This window comes from Streptomyces sp. NBC_00154, assembly GCF_026342835.1.
GTDB lineage: Bacteria > Actinomycetota > Actinomycetes > Streptomycetales > Streptomycetaceae > Streptomyces.
The window spans coordinates 4,575,984-4,591,919 of the sequence record NZ_JAPEMI010000001.1 but is presented as its reverse complement, the minus strand read 5'-3'; the positions used below and the strand labels follow the sequence as shown (position 1 = coordinate 4,591,919).

Below are 15,936 nucleotides of genomic sequence, written 5' to 3'. Positions count from 1 at the left end.
CTGCCGCCGGCCCGCCGCACTGATCCGGTGGCGCTCCCGGAGCGCCCTCGAGCAGTCCTGCAGCACCGGCCGGCATCTCAGCTCGACACCGCGCCGTGCACGGCCCCTGTTCCTCGCTCACGGCCCCCACAGAGCTGTGGGAGAGCCGTGGTCGTACCGGGAAGGGTCAGACCGTCGGTTCCGCCTTTTCCGACGCTTCCACCGCGCCGCCGAAGCGCCGGTCGCGCTGGGCGTACTCCAGGCAGGCCCGCCACAGGTCGCGGCGGTCGAAGTCCGGCCACAGCACGTCCTGGAAGACCATCTCGGCGTACGCGCTCTGCCAGATCAGGTAGTTGGAGGTGCGCTGTTCACCGCTGGGACGCACGAAGAGGTCCACGTCCGGCATGTCCGGGTAGTAGATGTACTTCGCGAAGGTCTTCTCGTTGACCTTGGCCGGGTCCAGCTTTCCGGCCGCGACGTCCTCGGCGAGGCGCTGCGCGGCGTCGGCGATCTCGGCCCGGCCGCCGTAGTTGACGCAGAAGTACAGCGTCATCTTGTCGTTGTCCTTCGTCTGCTCCTGGGCGACCTGGAGCTCCTGGACGACGGACTTCCACAGCTTCGGCATCCGGCCCACCCAGCGGATGCGGATGCCCAGTTCGTCCATCTCGTCGCGACGGCGGCGGATGACGTCCCGGTTGAAGTTCATCAGGAACTTCACTTCTTCCGGCGAACGCTTCCAGTTCTCGGTGGAGAAGGCGTACAGCGAGAGGTTCTTGACGCCCATCTCGATGCAGCCCTTGAGGACGTCCATGACGACGCCCTCGCCGACCTTGTGGCCCTCGGTGCGCGGGAGGCCCCGTTCCTTGGCCCAGCGGCCGTTGCCGTCCATCACGACGGCGACGTGCTTGGGCACCAGCTCGCCGGGGATCTTCGGGGGCGTGGCCCCGGAGGGGTGCGGCTCGGGGGTCTTGTATACGCGCCTGTTACGGCCACCGAGGATCCCGCGTACTGCCATGAGCTGTCTCGTCTCCCTGTGCCTGCTGTGCCGGTGTCGGTTACTTCTCTACGTAACGCAGCGAGCGCAGTCCGCGCTCCAGATGCCAGTGCAGATAGGCGGACACCAGCCCGCTCCCCTCCCTGACATGCCGCGCCTCGCACGCGTCGGCCGTCTCCCAGTCACCGGTGAGCAGCGCGCTCAGCAGGGCGACGGCCTCTGCTGAGGGTACGACGCTGCCGGGCACCCGGCAGTCGCCGCATATGGCGCCGCCCGCCGCGACGGAGAAGAATCGGTTCGGTCCGGGCATTCCGCACTTCGCGCAGTCCTCGAAGCTGGGTGCGTAACCGTTGACGGCAAGGGAACGCAGCAGGAAGGCGTCGAGGATCAGGTTCGGCGCGTGTTCCCCCCGGGCGAGGGTGCGCAGTCCGCCGACGAGCAGCAGATACTGCTGGACCGCGGGCTCGCCCTCGTGGTCGGTGAAGCGCTCGGCGGTCTCCAGCATCGCGGTGCCCGCGGTGTACCGGGCGTAGTCGGTGACGATGCCGCCCCCGTACGGCGCGATCGTCTCGCTCTGGGTACACAGCGGCAGACCGCGGCCGACCAGTTCGCTGCCGCGCGCGAAAAACTGCACGTCCACATGGGAGAACGGTTCGAGGCGGGCGCCGAACTTCGACTTCGTACGCCGCACACCGCGGGCGACGGCCCGCACCCGGCCGTGGCCGCGGGTCAGGATCGTGATGATCCGGTCGGCCTCGCCCAGTTTCTGCGTGCGCAGCACCACGCCGTCGTCCCGGAACAAGCTCATGCGTCCATTGTCCTGTACGCGCGCACCGGAGCGGGCCCGCCCCCGAAGACCGTACGGTTCGGCTTCCGCCGGCCGGTACCGCGTGCTGCGCCGCCCGGAACTGCCGGGGCGGGGCGCGCCGGGGCACGGGGAGCAGGCGCTAGGACGGGGTACGCGCCGCCGCGGCGAGCAGCCGGGCCGTGTCGTCCGCGCAGAGCTGCAGCGCCGCACCGACCGTGGTCAGTACCTCGCGCTCGGCCTGGCTGTACGGGCCGTCGGCGAGCGCGATCCTGGCACCCTGCAGCAGGATCGATTCACGTCCGGCGGGCGCCAGATGCGGGGCGAGTGGTTCCAGCGCCTCGTGGAGCTCGATGGCGAGGGCGGCGCCGCACGCCTCGGCCGCGGCGTCGAAGGCGGAGCCGTGGCCGATGTCCGCGGCAAGCACCTCGACGACGGTGGAGAGTTGCTCCTCCGTGCAGTCGTCGAATCCGGCGCCGCGCACGGTGGCCACCGCGGTCTCCAGGACCGTGCGCGAGGTGGTGCCACCGGCGGCGAGGACGCCGAGGGCGACGGTGTGGACGGCGTCCTTGAGCATCGCGGAGAACCGGGTGGTGGTGGGGTGGTCGAGCGCGTCGGTGTCGAAGTGTGTGCGGCAGGCCGCGCATTCGACGACGGGGCCCACGGTGCCGCGACGCATCAGCGGCACGCCGAGCACAGTGAAGCGCCGACGGCCGGTGAGACGGCGGTAGTTGCGGTCGCCGCCGCAGCCGGGGCAGAAGAACTCGCCGTCGGCGACGGCGTCCCAGATGGTGCGGATGCCGCAGATACGCAGCTTCATGGCGCGTTGTCCCAGGGCTGACCGCACGTCGCACACCTCCGTAACGCTCCGGCAACATTGCCGTGTCGACGTGATGTTAACCACAGTCACGATGTGGCGTCAGCACCTCGATCGTCACAACCGTCGGGAGATGGCCGAACCCCGCCCCCGGGAACCGGGTGACGGGGTTCGTCGATCATGCACCTGTGCGCCCTTTCGGGCGCCGGGTCAGCGGGTCGCGCGGTTGACCGCGGAGACGACCGCCTTCAGCGAGGCCCGCGTGGTGTTGGCGTCGATGCCGATGCCCCACAGGACCTTTCCGTCGATCGCGCACTCGATGTACGAGGCGGCCTGGGCGCTCGCACCCTCGCTCATCGTGTGCTCGGTGTAGTCCAGCAGACGGGCGTCGATGCCGATGGCCTGCAGCGCTTCGAAGAACGCGGAGATCGGACCGTTGCCGGATCCGGTCAGCACGGTGTCCGCGCCGTCCACGGTCGCGTCGACGGTGATCGTGTCCCGGCCGTCGGAATCGGTCGTCGTCTGACCGGAACGGATCTGTACGCGGCCCCAGGCGTTCTCCGGGTTGGGCAGGTACTCGTCCTGGAACGTGGACCAGATCTGCGTCGGCGTGACCTCGCCGCCCTCGGCATCGGTCTTGGCCTGAATGATCCGGGAGAACTCGATCTGCATCCGGCGCGGCAGGTCCAGCTTGTGGTCGTTCTTCAGGACGTAGGCGATTCCGCCCTTGCCGGACTGCGAGTTGACCCGGATGACGGCCTCGTACGAGCGGCCGACGTCCTTCGGGTCGATCGGCAGGTACGGCACCGCCCACTCGATCTCGTCGACGGTCTTGCCCTGGGCGGCCGCGTCGGCCTCCATGGCGTCGAAGCCCTTCTTGATGGCGTCCTGGTGGGAGCCGGAGAAGGCGGTGTAGACCAGGTCGCCCGCGTAGGGGTGGCGCGGGTGGACCTCCATCTGGTTGCAGTACTCGCTGGTGCGGCGGATCTCGTCGATCTGCGAGAAGTCGATCTGCGGGTCGACGCCCTGCGAGAACAGGTTCATGCCCAGCGTCACCAGGTCGACGTTGCCGGTGCGCTCGCCCTGGCCGAACAGGCAGCCCTCGATCCGGTCCGCGCCGGCCATGATCGCCAGTTCGGCGGCGGCGACGGCGGTGCCGCGGTCGTTGTGCGGGTGGACCGACAAACAGATGTGCTCGCGGCGCGACAGGTTGCGCGACATCCACTCGAACCGGTCCGCGTGTGTGGACGGCGTCGAACGCTCCACGGTGGCGGGCAGGTTGAGGATGATCTCACGGCCCTCCTCGGGCTGCCAGACGTCACAGACGGCCTCGCAGACCTCCAGCGCGAAGTCCAGTTCGGTGTCGGTGAAGATCTCCGGGCTGTACTGGTAGCCGAAGATCGTCTCGTCGCCGAGGATCTTCTCCGCGTACTCCATGACCAGCCGGGTGCCGTCCACCGCGATCTGCTTGACCTCCTCCTTCGAACCGCGGAAGACCACGCGGCGGAAGGTGGGGGCGGTGGCGTTGTACAGGTGCACGGTGGCGCGCCGCGCACCGACCAGTGATTCAACAGTTCGCTCGATCAGCTCCTCGCGGGCCTGGGTGAGGACGGAGATCGTCACGTCCTCGGGGATCGCGCCCTCTTCGATGATGGAGCGGACGAACGCGAAGTCGGTCTCGCCGGAGGACGGGAAACCGACCTCGATCTCCTTGTAGCCCATGCGTACGAGCAGGTCGAACATCTCGCGCTTGCGGGCCGGCGACATCGGGTCGATCAGCGCCTGGTTGCCGTCACGCAGATCGGTGGACAGCCAGCGGGGCGCCACGGTGATCCGGTTGTCCGGCCAGGTGCGGTCGGGGATGTCGACGGCCTCGTACCGGCCGTACTTGTGGATCGGCATCCCGGACGGCTTCTGCAGCGCGGTGGCGTTGGTGATCGGCGTGGGGCGGCCCACGGAGTTCTCGGCAGAGGTCCGGGCGGGATTCACGGCGGTCATGGCGTACGGCTCCTCGGGGTCCAGCAATGGGACGGCCGACTGTGTCGCTGCAGCACCAGACTCCGCGGGGAGGGGGTCGGCCTACGACTACAGGCCCTCGCCGCGGCAGCTAAGAAGAAGCAGCCCGTAACGCATGATGCAACGAGACTAACCGAGGGGTGCCTGGGATGTCGGTCCGTATCAGTATGCGGGACCGGGTGCCGGTAACGGGTAAAGAGTGATCAGTCACTCCATTTCGTCAATCCTGATGGCAACCAGTGACACGACGGTGACGCGGTGCCACAGTCGACCCCATGCAGCCTCGACCTCAGCACGGGTTCCATCCCGTCTTCTGCACGATCGTGCCGCCCCATGTTCTCGACAAGCTGTCACAGGCCGACGACCCCGGTCTCTCCGGTCCGGCCCGCCGCACCCTGGAGGGCGACGCCGCCCGGCGTACCCGCCGCCAGATGACCACCCTCGTCCCCTCCGTGCCCACCGTGGCGACGGGGACGGAGTCCGACAAGCCCGAGCGCATCCTGTACGACTGTCGGCACGGCACGCAGTTGCCGGGCTTCAAGGTCCGCTCCGAGGGGGAGCAGCCGACGCAGGACGCGAGCGTCAACCGCGCGTACGCGGGGCTCGGCGCCACCTTCGAACTGCTGCTCACGGCGTACGGCCGCCGTTCGATCGACAGCAACGGGCTGCCGCTGATCGGCTCCGTGCACTACGACGAGCAGTACAACAACGCGTTCTTCGACGGCGAGCAGATGGTCTTCGGCGACGGGGACGGGGAGATCTTCCTCGACTTCACCGTCGCCATCGATGTGATCGGTCACGAACTGACGCACGGCCTCACCCAGTACACGGCCAACCTGAGCTATTTCGGCCAGTCCGGCGCGCTCAACGAGTCCATGTCGGACGTCTTCGGCTCCCTGGTCAAGCAGTACTCGCTGGGCCAGACCGCGGACCAGGCCGACTGGCTGATCGGCGCCGGACTGCTGGCCCCCCGGGTCCAGGGGGAGGCGCTGCGCTCGATGAAGGCGCCGGGAACGGCGTACGACGACGATGTGCTCGGCAAGGACCCGCAGCCCGCGTCGATGGAGGACTACATCCACACCACCGAGGACAACGGCGGTGTACATCTGAACTCCGGCATCCCGAACCGCGCCTTCTACCTGCTGGCCACGGCGCTCGGCGGCAACGCGTGGGAGCGGGCGGGACAGCTCTGGTTCGACGTGCTCACGGGCGGCGGACTGGCCGGGGACGCGGACTTCTCGGACTTCGCCCGTCTGACGGTCGAGGCGGCGAAGGACCGCTACGGCGAGGGCGACGAACTGGAGGCGGTACGGAAGGCCTGGTCGGAGGTCGGCGTGCCGTCTGCGTAGTCGCAGGAGCAAGCCCCTCGGAGGTCCCCATGTCTTTTTGAGGCCATGGGGGGAGATTGAGGAGCGGAGTCCGGGGCAGAGCCCCGGGGACAACCCGAGAGGAGTCGGACCTTGCGCATCCAGGTACGTCGCACCGGCGGTTTCGCCGGCATCGCACGCCACCGCGAGGTCGACACCTCGGGCCTGGCCGACGCCGCCGACTGGGAGGCCCTGGCCGAATCCGCGCTCGCGGACGGCCGGGGCACCCCACCGCCCGGAGTGCCGGACGGCTTCCAGTACCGGATCACGGTAGGTGACCGCACCGTCCACTGCGCGGATCCGCATCTGACCGACGCGCAGCGCGCACTGATCTCACGCGTCCTCAAGGAGGGCGCGTGAGATCGGTGCGCGGCTGACCCGCCTCAGAATCCGAGCTTGCGCAGCTGCTTGGGATCGCGCTGCCAGTCCTTGGCGACCTTCACGTGCAGGTCCAGGAAGACCGGCGTACCGAGCAGCGCCTCGATGTGCTTGCGCGACTTCATGCCGACCTCCTTCAGCCGCTTGCCCTTCGGGCCGATGATGATGCCCTTCTGGCTGGGCCGCTCGATGTAGACGTTCGCGTGGATGTCCAGCAGCGGCCTGTCCGCGGGACGGTCCTCGCGCGGCAGCATCTCCTCGACGACGACCGCGATGGAGTGCGGCAGCTCGTCGCGTACGCCTTCGAGCGCGGCCTCCCGGATCAGCTCCGCGACCATGACCATCTCGGGCTCGTCGGTGAGGTCGCCCTCCGGGTACAGCGGTGGGCTCTCGGGGAGCAGCGGGGCGATCAGGTCGGCGAGCAGGTCGACCTGGCTGTCCTTCACGGCGGAGACCGGGATGATCTCGGCCCACTCGAAGCCGAGCTCCTCGCCGAGGCGGGAGACGGCGAGCAGCTGTTCGGCGAGCTGCTTGGATTCGACCAGGTCGGTCTTGGTGATGATCGCGATCTTCGGGGTCTTCTTGATCCCCGCGAGTTCCTTGACGATGAACTTGTCGCCGGGGCCGAGCTTCTGGTCGGCGGGCAGGCAGAAGCCGATGACGTCGACCTCGGCCCAGGTGGTGCGTACGACGTCGTTGAGCCGCTCGCCCAGCAGGGTGCGCGGCTTGTGGAGGCCGGGGGTGTCGACCAGGATCAGCTGCGCATCCTCGCGGTGCACGATGCCGCGCACCGTGTGCCGGGTGGTCTGGGGCCGGTTGGAGGTGATCGCCACCTTCTGGCCGACCAGAGCGTTCGTAAGGGTGGACTTGCCCGCGTTGGGGCGGCCCACGAAGCAGGCGAAGCCGGCCCGGTGGGGGGCATTGTTCTCAGCCTGCTGCGCAGCAGCTTCTGGGTTAGGTCGAGCGCTCATGGCGCCCATTGTCCCCGATCCGGACGGCCCTGCCGCACAGCGGGCCGCCGCATGGCTCCCCGGGCGTCGTCCCAGGCCGTACCGGTGCGGCTCCGGCGGGCCCGGCACGGGATGCCGGCCAGGGTCTTTCCGGTGCCGGGGACCCGCGCCCGGGTGCGCTCGGCGGTGTGTCGGCCCGACGTCAGCCGGCCGTCACGCTGAGCCGAAGCACACCGTCCGGCCCGGCCAGCAGCACCGGGGTCGCCGGCCCGCCCAGGTCCCGTACCGCCGCACGGTCCGCGTCCGACGGGGCCTCGGCCTCGGAGACGATCGCGGCCGCCTCCAGGGAGGTGGCGCCGCTGGCCACCGCCATCGCGACGGCGGTCTGCAGCGCGCTGAGCCTCAGCGACTCCAGCTGCACGGTCCCCGCGACATACGTACGCCCGGTCTCGTCCCGTACGGCCGCGCCCTCCGGCACACCGTTGCGGGCGCGGGCGCTGCGCGCCAGGGTGACGATCTTGCGGTCCTCGGGGCCGAGGTCGGTGCTCTCAGTCATGTGCCGAGCATACGAAGCGGGTGGCTCGTTCCCCGCCCCGCCCCCGCAGAGAACTACGCCCGGTCCAGCCGCAGCCGTTCCGCCCGCGGCAGCCCCGCCACCACCAGGTCGTACGAGTCCTCGATCAGCTCGCGCAGCAACCGTCCCGGCACCCCGGACACCGTCACCGTGTTCCAGTGCCGCTTGTTCATGTGCCAGCCCGGCACGATCGCCGCGTACTCCTCCCGCAACCGCACCGCGTCATCCGGATCGCACTTCAGATTGACCGTCAGCGGCCGCGCGTCCAGCGTGCTGAGCGCGAACATCTTGCCGAGCACCTTGAACACCGAGGTCTCCGGTCCGAACGGAAACTCCTCGACGCTCGCGTTGAACTCCAGGCAGAACACCCTCAGCTCCTGCGGAGTCATTCCGCCTTCTCCTCCTCCGGCCCCACCGGCTCCACCAGCACCGTGACAATCTTGTTCCGGCGCCCCGCCGGAGACTCCGCCGTCAGCCGCAGCCGACGCCCGTCGGGCAGGTCGACGACCGCCGACGCCCCGGCGATCGGTACCCGGCCCAGCGCTTTCGCGAGCAGCCCGCCGACCGTTTCCACGTCCTCGTCGTCGTACTCGTCGAGGTCGAACAGGTCGCCGAGGTCACCGATGTCGAGCCGGGCGGTCACCCGGAAGCAGCCGTTCTCCAGCGCCTGGACGGGCGGCAGTTCGCGGTCGTACTCATCGGTGATCTCGCCGACGATCTCCTCCAGGATGTCCTCGATCGTGACGATCCCCGCCGTGCCGCCGTACTCGTCGATGACGACGGCGACATGGCTGCGGTCCTGCTGCATCTCGCGCAGCAGATCCCCGGCGTTCTTCGTGTCCGGCACGAACGCGGCCGGCCGCATCGCCGTGGAGACCAGATCGGCTTCCGACTCCCGGTTGATGTGCGTCTTGCGGACGAGGTCCTTGAGGTAGACGATCCCGACGATGTCGTCCTCGTTCTCCCCGGTGACCGGGATCCGCGAGAACCCGGAGCGCAGGGCCAGGGTCAGCGCCTGCCGGATCGTCTTGTACCGCTCGATGCAGACCAGGTCCGTCCGCGGCACCATCACCTCGCGTACGAGCGTGTCGCCGAGCTCGAAGACGGAGTGCACCATGCGCCGCTCCTCGTCCTCGATCAGCGACTCCTGCTCGGCGAGGTCGACCATCGCGCGCAGTTCGGCCTCGCTCGCGAACGGCCCCTTGCGGAAACCCTTGCCGGGTGTGAGCGCGTTGCCCAGCAGGATCAGCAGTTGCGGGATCGGGCCCATGATCCTGGCCAGCGGCAGCAGGACGTATGCCGCGGCCGTCGCCGTGTTCAGCGGGTGCTGCCTGCCGATGGTCCGCGGCGAGACCCCGATGGCGACATAGGAGACGAGGACCATCACGCCCATCGCGACGGCCAGCGCCTCCCAGGTCTCCGTGAACTCCTTCAGGCAGGCGTACGTGACGAGCACCCCGGCCGCCATCTCGCAGGCGACCCGCACCAGCAGGGCGACATTGAGATAGCGGGTCGGGTCGGCCGCGACCTGTTCCAGCTTGTCGCTGCCGCGCCGCCCGGACCGGACAGCCTCGGCGGCCCGGAAGCTCGACGTCCGGGCGATGCCCGCCTCGGCGCAGGCCGCCAGCCAGCCGACGACGATCAGCAGGACGGCTCCGGTGATGAGGGGGACGCTCACGACACGGTCGGAGCGGGCGACGGACCGGTCAGGCCGTGCTCGGCGCGCCAGCCATCGACGATCGCCGCCTGGAGACCGAACATCTCGGCCTTCTCGTCCGGCTCCTCGTGGTCGTACCCGAGGAGATGCAGCACTCCGTGGACGGTGAGGAGCTGGAGCTCCTCGTCCATGGAGTGCTGGGTCTCCGCGTCCTCGCCCTGCTTCTTCGCCACCTCGGGGCAGAGCACGATGTCACCGAGGAGGCCCTGCGGGGGCTCCTCGTCGTCCTTGGCCGGCGGACGCAGTTCGTCCATCGGGAAGGACATGACATCCGTCGGACCCGGCAGGTCCATCCACTGGATGTGGAGCTGCTCCATGGCGTCGGTGTCCACCACGATCACCGAGAGTTCGGAGAGCGGGTGGATCCGCATCCGCGCGAGCGCGTAACGGGCGATGTCGAGGATCGCCTGCTCGTCGACCTCGGTTCCGGACTCGTTGTTGACGTCGATCGACATGGTGCGCTGCGACTACTTCCCGTTGTGGCTGTCTCGGTTGTCGTACTTCTCGTACGCGTCGACGATACGGCCGACCAGCTTGTGCCGGACGACATCCTGGGAGGTGAGCCGGGAGAAGTACACGTCCTGGACACCGTCGAGGATGTCCTGGACCTGGCGCAGGCCGCTCTTCGTGCCGTTCGGCAGGTCCACCTGGGTGACGTCACCGGTGACGACGATCTTCGAGTCGAAGCCGAGGCGGGTGAGGAACATCTTCATCTGCTCGGCGCTGGTGTTCTGCGCCTCGTCGAGAATGATGAACGCGTCATTGAGCGTGCGGCCGCGCATGTAGGCCAGCGGCGCCACCTCGATCGTGCCCGCCGCCATCAGCCGCGGGATCGAGTCGGCGTCGAGCATGTCGTGCAGCGCGTCGTAGAGCGGACGCAGATACGGGTCGATCTTGTCGAAGAGCGTGCCGGGCAGGAAGCCGAGCCGCTCCCCCGCTTCGACGGCGGGCCGGGTCAGGATGATCCGGCTGACCTGCTTGGACTGCAGGGCCTGGACCGCCTTCGCCATGGCGAGGTAGGTCTTGCCGGTACCGGCGGGTCCGATGCCGAAGACGATCGTGTGCTTGTCGATCGCGTCCACGTACCGCTTCTGGTTGAGCGTCTTGGGGCGGATCGTGCGACCGCGGCTGGAAAGGATGTTCTGGGTGAGCACCTCGGCGGGAGTCTCGCCCTGCGGCTCCCCCTGACCGTTGCCGCTCGCCCGGAGCATGGCGATCGAGCGTTCCACTGCGTCCTCCGTCATCGGCTGCCCGGTGCGGAGCACGAGCATCATCTCGTCGAACAAGCGCTGGATCAGGGCGACATCGACCGCATCCCCGATGGCACTGATCTCATTGCCCCGGACATGGATATCGGCGGCCGGGAACGCCGTTTCGATCACGCGCAGCAGCGAGTCTCCCGATCCCAGGAGCATCACCATGGGGTGTGCGGCCGGGATCCTGATCTGGGCACGCGCCTGCGGCTGTGTGGGTGTCTGAGTCATGGGCCGGCCCTCGGGCCTGCACATACCTCCCGTTGCAGGGTTCTCGCTGCTCGACAACCTCTGGATTACCAAGCGTACGACTCCGCACGGACAACACCGAGGGCTTTTTCGTACGCATGGCGAACATGCGTGCCCGCATGCCTCACTGTCAGGCCGGTCTGCGGAAGCCGATCGTGGGTACGGCCCGGCGCAGCGGCCAGGGCCGGGCGGCCGCGGGCAGCAGGTCCTCCAGGAAGGCGTACCGCTGCAGCGCCGCCGGATCCTGGCCGTCGCAGGTGCGGACCCGCTGCCACCAGGCGGCGATCTCCGCCCAGCCCGGCGCCGACAGGGACCCGCCGAACTCCTGCACGGAGAGCGCCGCGGTCAGTCCGGCGAAGGCCAGCCGGTCGGCCAGCGGCCAGTCCGCCAGGGTGCCGGTGACGAAACCGGCGACGAAGACGTCGCCCGCTCCGGTCGGATCGAGCGCCTCGACCTCGATCGCGGGCACCTCGGCGGTCACGCCGGTCGCCGCGTCCACCGCGTACGCGCCCTCCGCACCGAGCGTGACGACGGCGAGCGGCACCCGCTCGGCCAGGTGGTGGGCGGCGGCGCGCGGGCAGTCGGTGCGGGTGTAGCGCATCGCCTCCTCCGCGTTGGGCAGAAAGGCCTGGCAGTGCTCCAGGTCGGGCAGCGCGTCCAGGTCCCACCGGCCGGTCTCGTCCCAGCCGACGTCGGCGAAGATCCGGGCGCCGTGCCGGGCCGCGGTGGCCACCCACGGTTCGCTGCGGCCGGGAGCCAGTGAGGCGATGGCGGCGCGGGCGCGCGGCGGGCAGTGCGGGAAGGTCCGGTTCGCCGGGGTGGCGGGCGGCGGGGCCTCGTGGCCGTGCGAGACCATCGTCCGCTCGCCCTCGTACGCCATCGACACGGTCACCGGCGAATGCCAGCCGCGGACGGTGTGCGACATCGAGAGGTCGATGCCCTCGCCCTGCTCGAGAGCGTCCCAGCAGTACTCCCCGTAGTGGTCGTCACCGAATGCCGCGGCGAGCGAGGTGTGCAGTCCGAGTCTGGCCAGTGCGGTGGCCATGTTGGCGACCCCGCCGGGGCTGGAGCCCATGCCGCGCGCCCAGGACTCGGTGCCGCGCACCGGGGCGCTGTCCAGGCCGGTGAAGACGATGTCGAGGAAGACCGTGCCGGTGAGGAACACATCGCAGGCCGGGTCCTGCGGGGCGCGCAGTCCGTCCAGTGGGTCGATGCCTGGATTGTCTGTGCTCACCTTGCACTCCCCGGTCGTGGCAGATCCCGCCAGTGTGCCCGATACGCGTACACATCCGGAGGGTCCGCGCCGCCGCGCCGGGAGGGCGTGCGGCCGGCCTGCGCGTACGCGCGCTGACCTGCGTAAACATTCGCTGCTACCCGGTCCGTAAAACTGTAAACACAAATGTGATCCAGATCACATGAGGGCGCCTTTCGGTCAGCTGTGCGCACTTGATACAAATTGGCGCGCGAGCATCGCCGTCGACGTCACCGACGGGTGCGCCGCTTTCCCCCGCATTTTCCTTCATTGCCCTCCCCTGCCTTCTTCGGCATGTCTTCAGGAACTCCCATGTCCTCGCGCCCTCGCGCCGCGTGGCCCCTGGTCGCCGTGTTCACCGCCGGTTACCTCGCCGCCTATCTGCTCCCCACCCTTGTCGCCAGGCTCTCCCATCTGGGCCTCAGCGCAGCCCAGGCCGGCCTGGTCGGCAGCGCGCTGCTGTTGAGCTCGGCCACCGCCGGGTTCTCGCTGGCGGGCCGGGTCGAGGTGTACGGACTGCGGAGACCGGCGCGGATCGGGCTGCTCCTGGCCGTGACCGGGTACGGCTGCGCCGCGCTGACGGGCTCCGTGCCGCTGGTGGTCATGGGCGCGATGATCGGCGGCTTCGGCTCCGGTACGGCGACGGCGGTGGCCGCGGCCGGCATCGCCGCGCAGCGCGATCCGCACCGCACCTCGTCCCTGGGACTGCTCAGCGTCTCCGCGACCGCGGGAGCCCTCTATCTGACGATGCCGCACCTGGGCAGCAGCCACCGGCTGCCGTTCGCCTCGATCGCGCTGGTCGCCCTGCTCGTCTGGCCCGCCACCGCACGGCTCGGCGGCTCGGCGGCCACCGGTACCGGCACGCCCGCCTCCGGGCGGCTGCCGCACCGCCGCTCCGGTCTGGTGCTGGCGGGCGGCATGCTCGTCTGGTCCATGGCACAGAACGCACTGTGGGGCGTCAGCAGCCGGATCGGCGTGGTCCAGGCCGGGCTCTCCGAGGTCACCGTCGGAGCGGTGTTCGCCGCCGCGCTCGGCGCCGCGCTGCTCGGTGTGATGGGTGCCGGGGTGCTGGGCGCACGGCTCGGCCGGGCCCTGCCGATCGGTCTCGGGACGATGATCATCGCGGCCAGCATCGTGCTGAGCTCGTCGGCGGGCGGCCTCGGTTCGTTCGCCGCCGGCGAGATCACGTGGAACACCGTCTACCCGGTGGTCCTGTCGTATCTGATCGGTCTGGCCGCGGCCCTGGACGTACGCGGACGCTGGGCGGTCCTTGCGGGCTCCGCGTCGTCCGTCGGCGTGGCCTGCGGCCCGGTCCTCGGCAGTGTGCTGTCCGAGGTGGCCGGCTACCCGGTCATGGGCTTGATCCTGGGCGCCGTGACGCTGCTGGTCGCCGCCCCGGTCACGGCCGTCGCACTGCACACCGGTGGCCGTCCGCTGGTGCCCGGTTCGGTCCGCCGCCGGGGCGGCGCTCCCGCGGCCCTGCTCGCCGCGACCACCGGCACGCTGTCGGGAGCGGTGCCGAAGTTGGGGTCGCCCGAACAGGCCGTCACGGAGATCAGCGTGCCCGCGCTGCGCCGCAGGCGTCTCGGCAGGAACGCGTTCCGGACGGCCGGTCCGTCGGGTGCGGGCGGTCAGTCGAACGCGTACGCCTCGACCTCCGACAGATAGCGCGACCTGCGCTCCTCGTCGTGGTCGAGGAAGGCCGCCTCGAAGGAGTTGCGGGCCAGCGTGCGCAGCTGCTCACGCTCCAGGCCGAGGGCCTCATGGACGGCGTGGAAGGTGTCTCCGACGTATCCGCCGAAGTAGGCGGGGTCGTCGGAGTTCACCGTGCAGACCAGCCCGGCGTCCAGCATGGCCCGCAGCGGGTGGTCCTCCAGGGTGTCGACGGCGCGCAGCCGCACGTTGGACAGCGGGCAGAGCGTGAGCGGCACCCGCTCGACGACGAGCCGCTTCACCAGCTCCGGGTCCTCCATGCAGCGCAGCCCGTGATCGATGCGCTCGACCCCGAGGATGTCGAGCGCCTCCCGGATGTACTCGGGCGGGCCCTCCTCGCCGGCGTGCGCGACCTTCCGCAGCCCGAGCGCCTCGGCCGCCTCGTACACCTCACGGAACTTCGCGGGCGGATGCCCGACCTCCGCCGAGTCGAGGCCGACGGCGCTGATCCGGTGCAGATAGGGCTTCGCGGCGTCGAGGGTCTCCAGGGCCGACGCAGCGGACTGGTCGCGCAGGAAACACATGATCAGCTGGGTGGAGATGCCGTGCACCTCCTCGCTGCGGTCCAGCGCCCGCCCGAGTCCTTCGACGACGGTGCCGATCGGGACGCCACGGGCGGTGTGCGCCTGCGGGTCGAAGAAGATCTCCGCGTGGCGCACGCCCTGGGCGGCGGCGCGGGTGAGATAGGCGTCGGCGAGTTCCTCGAAGTCCTGCTCGGTGCGCAGGACGGCCATCAGCGCGTAGTACAGGTCGAGGAAGGTCTGCAGATCGTCGAAGAGGTAGGCGGTGCGCAGCTCTTCGGTGTCCGCGTACGGCAGCAACACGCCGTTGCGCGCGGCGAGGACGAAGGCCAGCTCGGGTTCGAGGGTTCCTTCGATGTGGAGGTGGAGTTCAGCCTTGGGGAGTTGCACGGGTTTCTCGCTAACGAATGGTGGTGCTGTTGCTGTCACTGCTGCTGATGGCGGGTGGGGACGGGAACGCTCATCAGGTCCTGGGCGATGGTCAGTTCGCCCTCGAACCCGGCGGCGCGAGCCTGGGTGGCGAAGACATCCGGGTCTGCGTACCGCTGCGAGAAGTGCGTGAGTACGAGATGCCGCACGCCTGCCTCCCGGGCCACCCGGGCCGCCTGTCCGGCGGTGAGATGACCGTGGTCGGTGGCGAGACGTTCGTCCTCGTCGAGGAAGGTCGACTCGATGACCAGCATGTCGCACCCCTCGGCGAGCGCGTACACGCCGTCGCAGAGCCTTGTGTCCATGATGAACGCGAAGAGCTGTCCGCGCCTGCGCTCGGAGACCTCGTCGAGGCCGACGCCGCCCAGCGAGCCCTCGCGCTGGATCCGTCCGACGTCCGGCCCGCTGATCCCGTGCTCGGCGAGCCGGTCGGGGAGCATGCGCCGCCGGTCGGGCTCGACGAGGCGGTAGCCGTACGACTCGACGGGGTGCGAGAGCCTGTGGCCGTGCAGGGTGTACGCGTCCGTCTCGGCGAGGATCCCGTCGGTGGCGACCGGGGCCTCGGTCAGCTCGACGGACTCGCGGTAGGCGGTCGCGTACCGCAGCCGCTCGAAGAAGTGCCGGCCGCTCGCCGGGTAGTGCGCGGTGACGGGGTGCGGTACCTGGTCAAGGTTGATCCGCTGGATCACCCCGGCCAGGCCGAGCGAGTGGTCGCCGTGGAAGTGCGTGATGCAGATCCGGTTGATGTCGTGCGCGGCGACCCCGGCCCGCAGCATCTGACGCTGGGTGCCCTCGCCCGGGTCGAAGAGGATGCCCTCGCCGTCCCAGCGCAGCAGATAGCCGTTGTGGTTGCGGTGCCGGGTGGGGACCTGGCTGGCGGTGCCGAGGACGACGAGTTCTCGTACGGACATGGTGCGGTGGC

General features: G+C 69.6%; 16 protein-coding genes. 3 read left to right on the top strand and 13 right to left on the bottom strand.

All coding sequences use genetic code 11. The features are described from left to right. Positions 1-166: 166 nt before the first annotated feature. From OHA03_RS20550 to leuA, 4 genes are all read right to left on the bottom strand, one after another. Positions 167-994: an isoprenyl transferase gene (locus OHA03_RS20550; RefSeq protein ID WP_267005271.1), complete on the bottom strand. Its 828-nt coding sequence runs from the start codon at positions 992-994 to the stop codon at positions 167-169. A 40-nt stretch (positions 995-1,034) separates the two neighbouring features. Next, positions 1,035-1,781, bottom strand: a complete 747-nt coding sequence (recO, locus tag OHA03_RS20545; RefSeq protein ID WP_267005270.1) for a DNA repair protein RecO — start codon at positions 1,779-1,781, stop codon at positions 1,035-1,037. A 139-nt stretch (positions 1,782-1,920) separates the two neighbouring features. Further along, on the bottom strand, positions 1,921-2,598 hold the full coding sequence (locus OHA03_RS20540; RefSeq protein ID WP_267005269.1) for a TerB family tellurite resistance protein: 678 nt from the start codon (positions 2,596-2,598) through the stop codon (positions 1,921-1,923). A 207-nt stretch (positions 2,599-2,805) separates the two neighbouring features. Further along, complete coding sequence (gene leuA / locus OHA03_RS20535; protein WP_267005268.1) at positions 2,806-4,593, bottom strand: 2-isopropylmalate synthase; 1,788 nt, start codon at positions 4,591-4,593, stop codon at positions 2,806-2,808. Positions 4,594-4,886: 293 nt separating this feature from the next. Between leuA and OHA03_RS20530 the strand changes: the two genes are divergently transcribed. Continuing rightward, positions 4,887-5,960, top strand: a complete 1,074-nt coding sequence (locus OHA03_RS20530; protein WP_267005267.1) for a M4 family metallopeptidase — start codon at positions 4,887-4,889, stop codon at positions 5,958-5,960. 111 nt (positions 5,961-6,071) lie between these two features. After that, positions 6,072-6,338 (top strand): protealysin inhibitor emfourin, encoded by a 267-nt coding sequence (locus OHA03_RS20525; RefSeq protein ID WP_267005266.1) that lies wholly within the window; start codon positions 6,072-6,074, stop codon positions 6,336-6,338. 23 nt (positions 6,339-6,361) lie between these two features. On the opposite strand, the gene era is transcribed toward OHA03_RS20525, so the two are convergent. The 7 genes from era to OHA03_RS20490 all read right to left on the bottom strand — a co-directional run bounded on the left by era (position 6,362) and on the right by OHA03_RS20490 (position 12,333). Continuing rightward, positions 6,362-7,336: a GTPase Era gene (gene era, locus OHA03_RS20520; RefSeq protein WP_267005265.1), complete on the bottom strand. Its 975-nt coding sequence runs from the start codon at positions 7,334-7,336 to the stop codon at positions 6,362-6,364. Positions 7,337-7,508: 172 nt separating this feature from the next. Then, positions 7,509-7,862: a cytidine deaminase gene (locus OHA03_RS20515; RefSeq protein WP_267005264.1), complete on the bottom strand. Its 354-nt coding sequence runs from the start codon at positions 7,860-7,862 to the stop codon at positions 7,509-7,511. A gap of 53 nt (positions 7,863-7,915) precedes the next feature. Then, positions 7,916-8,269 (bottom strand): MmcQ/YjbR family DNA-binding protein, encoded by a 354-nt coding sequence (locus OHA03_RS20510; RefSeq protein ID WP_267005263.1) that lies wholly within the window; start codon positions 8,267-8,269, stop codon positions 7,916-7,918. Then, a complete protein-coding gene (locus tag OHA03_RS20505; protein ID WP_267005262.1) occupies positions 8,266-9,558 on the bottom strand; it encodes a hemolysin family protein in 1,293 nt (430 codons plus the stop codon). Before OHA03_RS20505 ends, OHA03_RS20510 begins: the two co-directional genes overlap by 4 nt. Beyond that, on the bottom strand, positions 9,555-10,052 hold the full coding sequence (gene ybeY, locus OHA03_RS20500; RefSeq protein WP_030921061.1) for an rRNA maturation RNase YbeY: 498 nt from the start codon (positions 10,050-10,052) through the stop codon (positions 9,555-9,557). Before ybeY ends, OHA03_RS20505 begins: the two co-directional genes overlap by 4 nt. A 12-nt stretch (positions 10,053-10,064) precedes the next feature. Continuing rightward, positions 10,065-11,081, bottom strand: coding sequence for a PhoH family protein (locus OHA03_RS20495; protein WP_267005261.1), 1,017 nt, complete (start codon positions 11,079-11,081; stop codon positions 10,065-10,067). A 148-nt stretch (positions 11,082-11,229) separates the two neighbouring features. Next, positions 11,230-12,333 (bottom strand): carbohydrate kinase family protein, encoded by a 1,104-nt coding sequence (locus OHA03_RS20490; RefSeq protein ID WP_267005260.1) that lies wholly within the window; start codon positions 12,331-12,333, stop codon positions 11,230-11,232. Between the two features lie 330 nt (positions 12,334-12,663). On the opposite strand from OHA03_RS20490, the gene OHA03_RS20485 reads away from it, so the two are divergent. Then, the gene (locus OHA03_RS20485; RefSeq protein WP_267005259.1) at positions 12,664-14,019 is read left to right on the top strand and encodes an MFS transporter; all 1,356 of its coding nucleotides are present in this window, start codon (positions 12,664-12,666) and stop codon (positions 14,017-14,019) included. Here the strand turns inward: OHA03_RS20485 and OHA03_RS20480 are convergent. Further along, positions 13,983-14,975, bottom strand: coding sequence for an adenosine deaminase (locus OHA03_RS20480; protein WP_267005258.1), 993 nt, complete (start codon positions 14,973-14,975; stop codon positions 13,983-13,985). The genes OHA03_RS20485 and OHA03_RS20480 overlap by 37 nt on opposite strands. Positions 14,976-15,010: 35 nt before the next feature. After that, complete coding sequence (locus OHA03_RS20475) at positions 15,011-15,925, bottom strand: ribonuclease Z (protein ID WP_267005257.1); 915 nt, start codon at positions 15,923-15,925, stop codon at positions 15,011-15,013. Positions 15,926-15,936: the final 11 nt, after the last annotated feature.

Excerpts from the sequence above, each read along its gene's own strand:
- OHA03_RS20515 (WP_267005264.1), bottom strand. The coding sequence starts at position 7,862 with ATGACTGAGAGCACCGACCTCGGCCCCGAGGACCGCAAGATCGTCACC.
- OHA03_RS20530 (WP_267005267.1), top strand. The coding sequence starts at position 4,887 with ATGCAGCCTCGACCTCAGCACGGGTTCCATCCCGTCTTCTGCACGATC.
- leuA (WP_267005268.1), bottom strand. The coding sequence starts at position 4,593 with ATGACCGCCGTGAATCCCGCCCGGACCTCTGCCGAGAACTCCGTGGGC.
- OHA03_RS20495 (WP_267005261.1), bottom strand. The coding sequence starts at position 11,081 with ATGACTCAGACACCCACACAGCCGCAGGCGCGTGCCCAGATCAGGATC.
- OHA03_RS20475 (WP_267005257.1), bottom strand. The coding sequence starts at position 15,925 with ATGTCCGTACGAGAACTCGTCGTCCTCGGCACCGCCAGCCAGGTCCCC.
- recO (WP_267005270.1), bottom strand. The coding sequence starts at position 1,781 with ATGAGCTTGTTCCGGGACGACGGCGTGGTGCTGCGCACGCAGAAACTG.
- OHA03_RS20540 (WP_267005269.1), bottom strand. The coding sequence starts at position 2,598 with ATGAAGCTGCGTATCTGCGGCATCCGCACCATCTGGGACGCCGTCGCC.
- era (WP_267005265.1), bottom strand. The coding sequence starts at position 7,336 with ATGGGCGCCATGAGCGCTCGACCTAACCCAGAAGCTGCTGCGCAGCAG.
- OHA03_RS20485 (WP_267005259.1), top strand. The coding sequence starts at position 12,664 with ATGTCCTCGCGCCCTCGCGCCGCGTGGCCCCTGGTCGCCGTGTTCACC.
- OHA03_RS20550 (WP_267005271.1), bottom strand. The coding sequence starts at position 994 with ATGGCAGTACGCGGGATCCTCGGTGGCCGTAACAGGCGCGTATACAAG.
- OHA03_RS20510 (WP_267005263.1), bottom strand. The coding sequence starts at position 8,269 with ATGACTCCGCAGGAGCTGAGGGTGTTCTGCCTGGAGTTCAACGCGAGC.
- ybeY (WP_030921061.1), bottom strand. The coding sequence starts at position 10,052 with ATGTCGATCGACGTCAACAACGAGTCCGGAACCGAGGTCGACGAGCAG.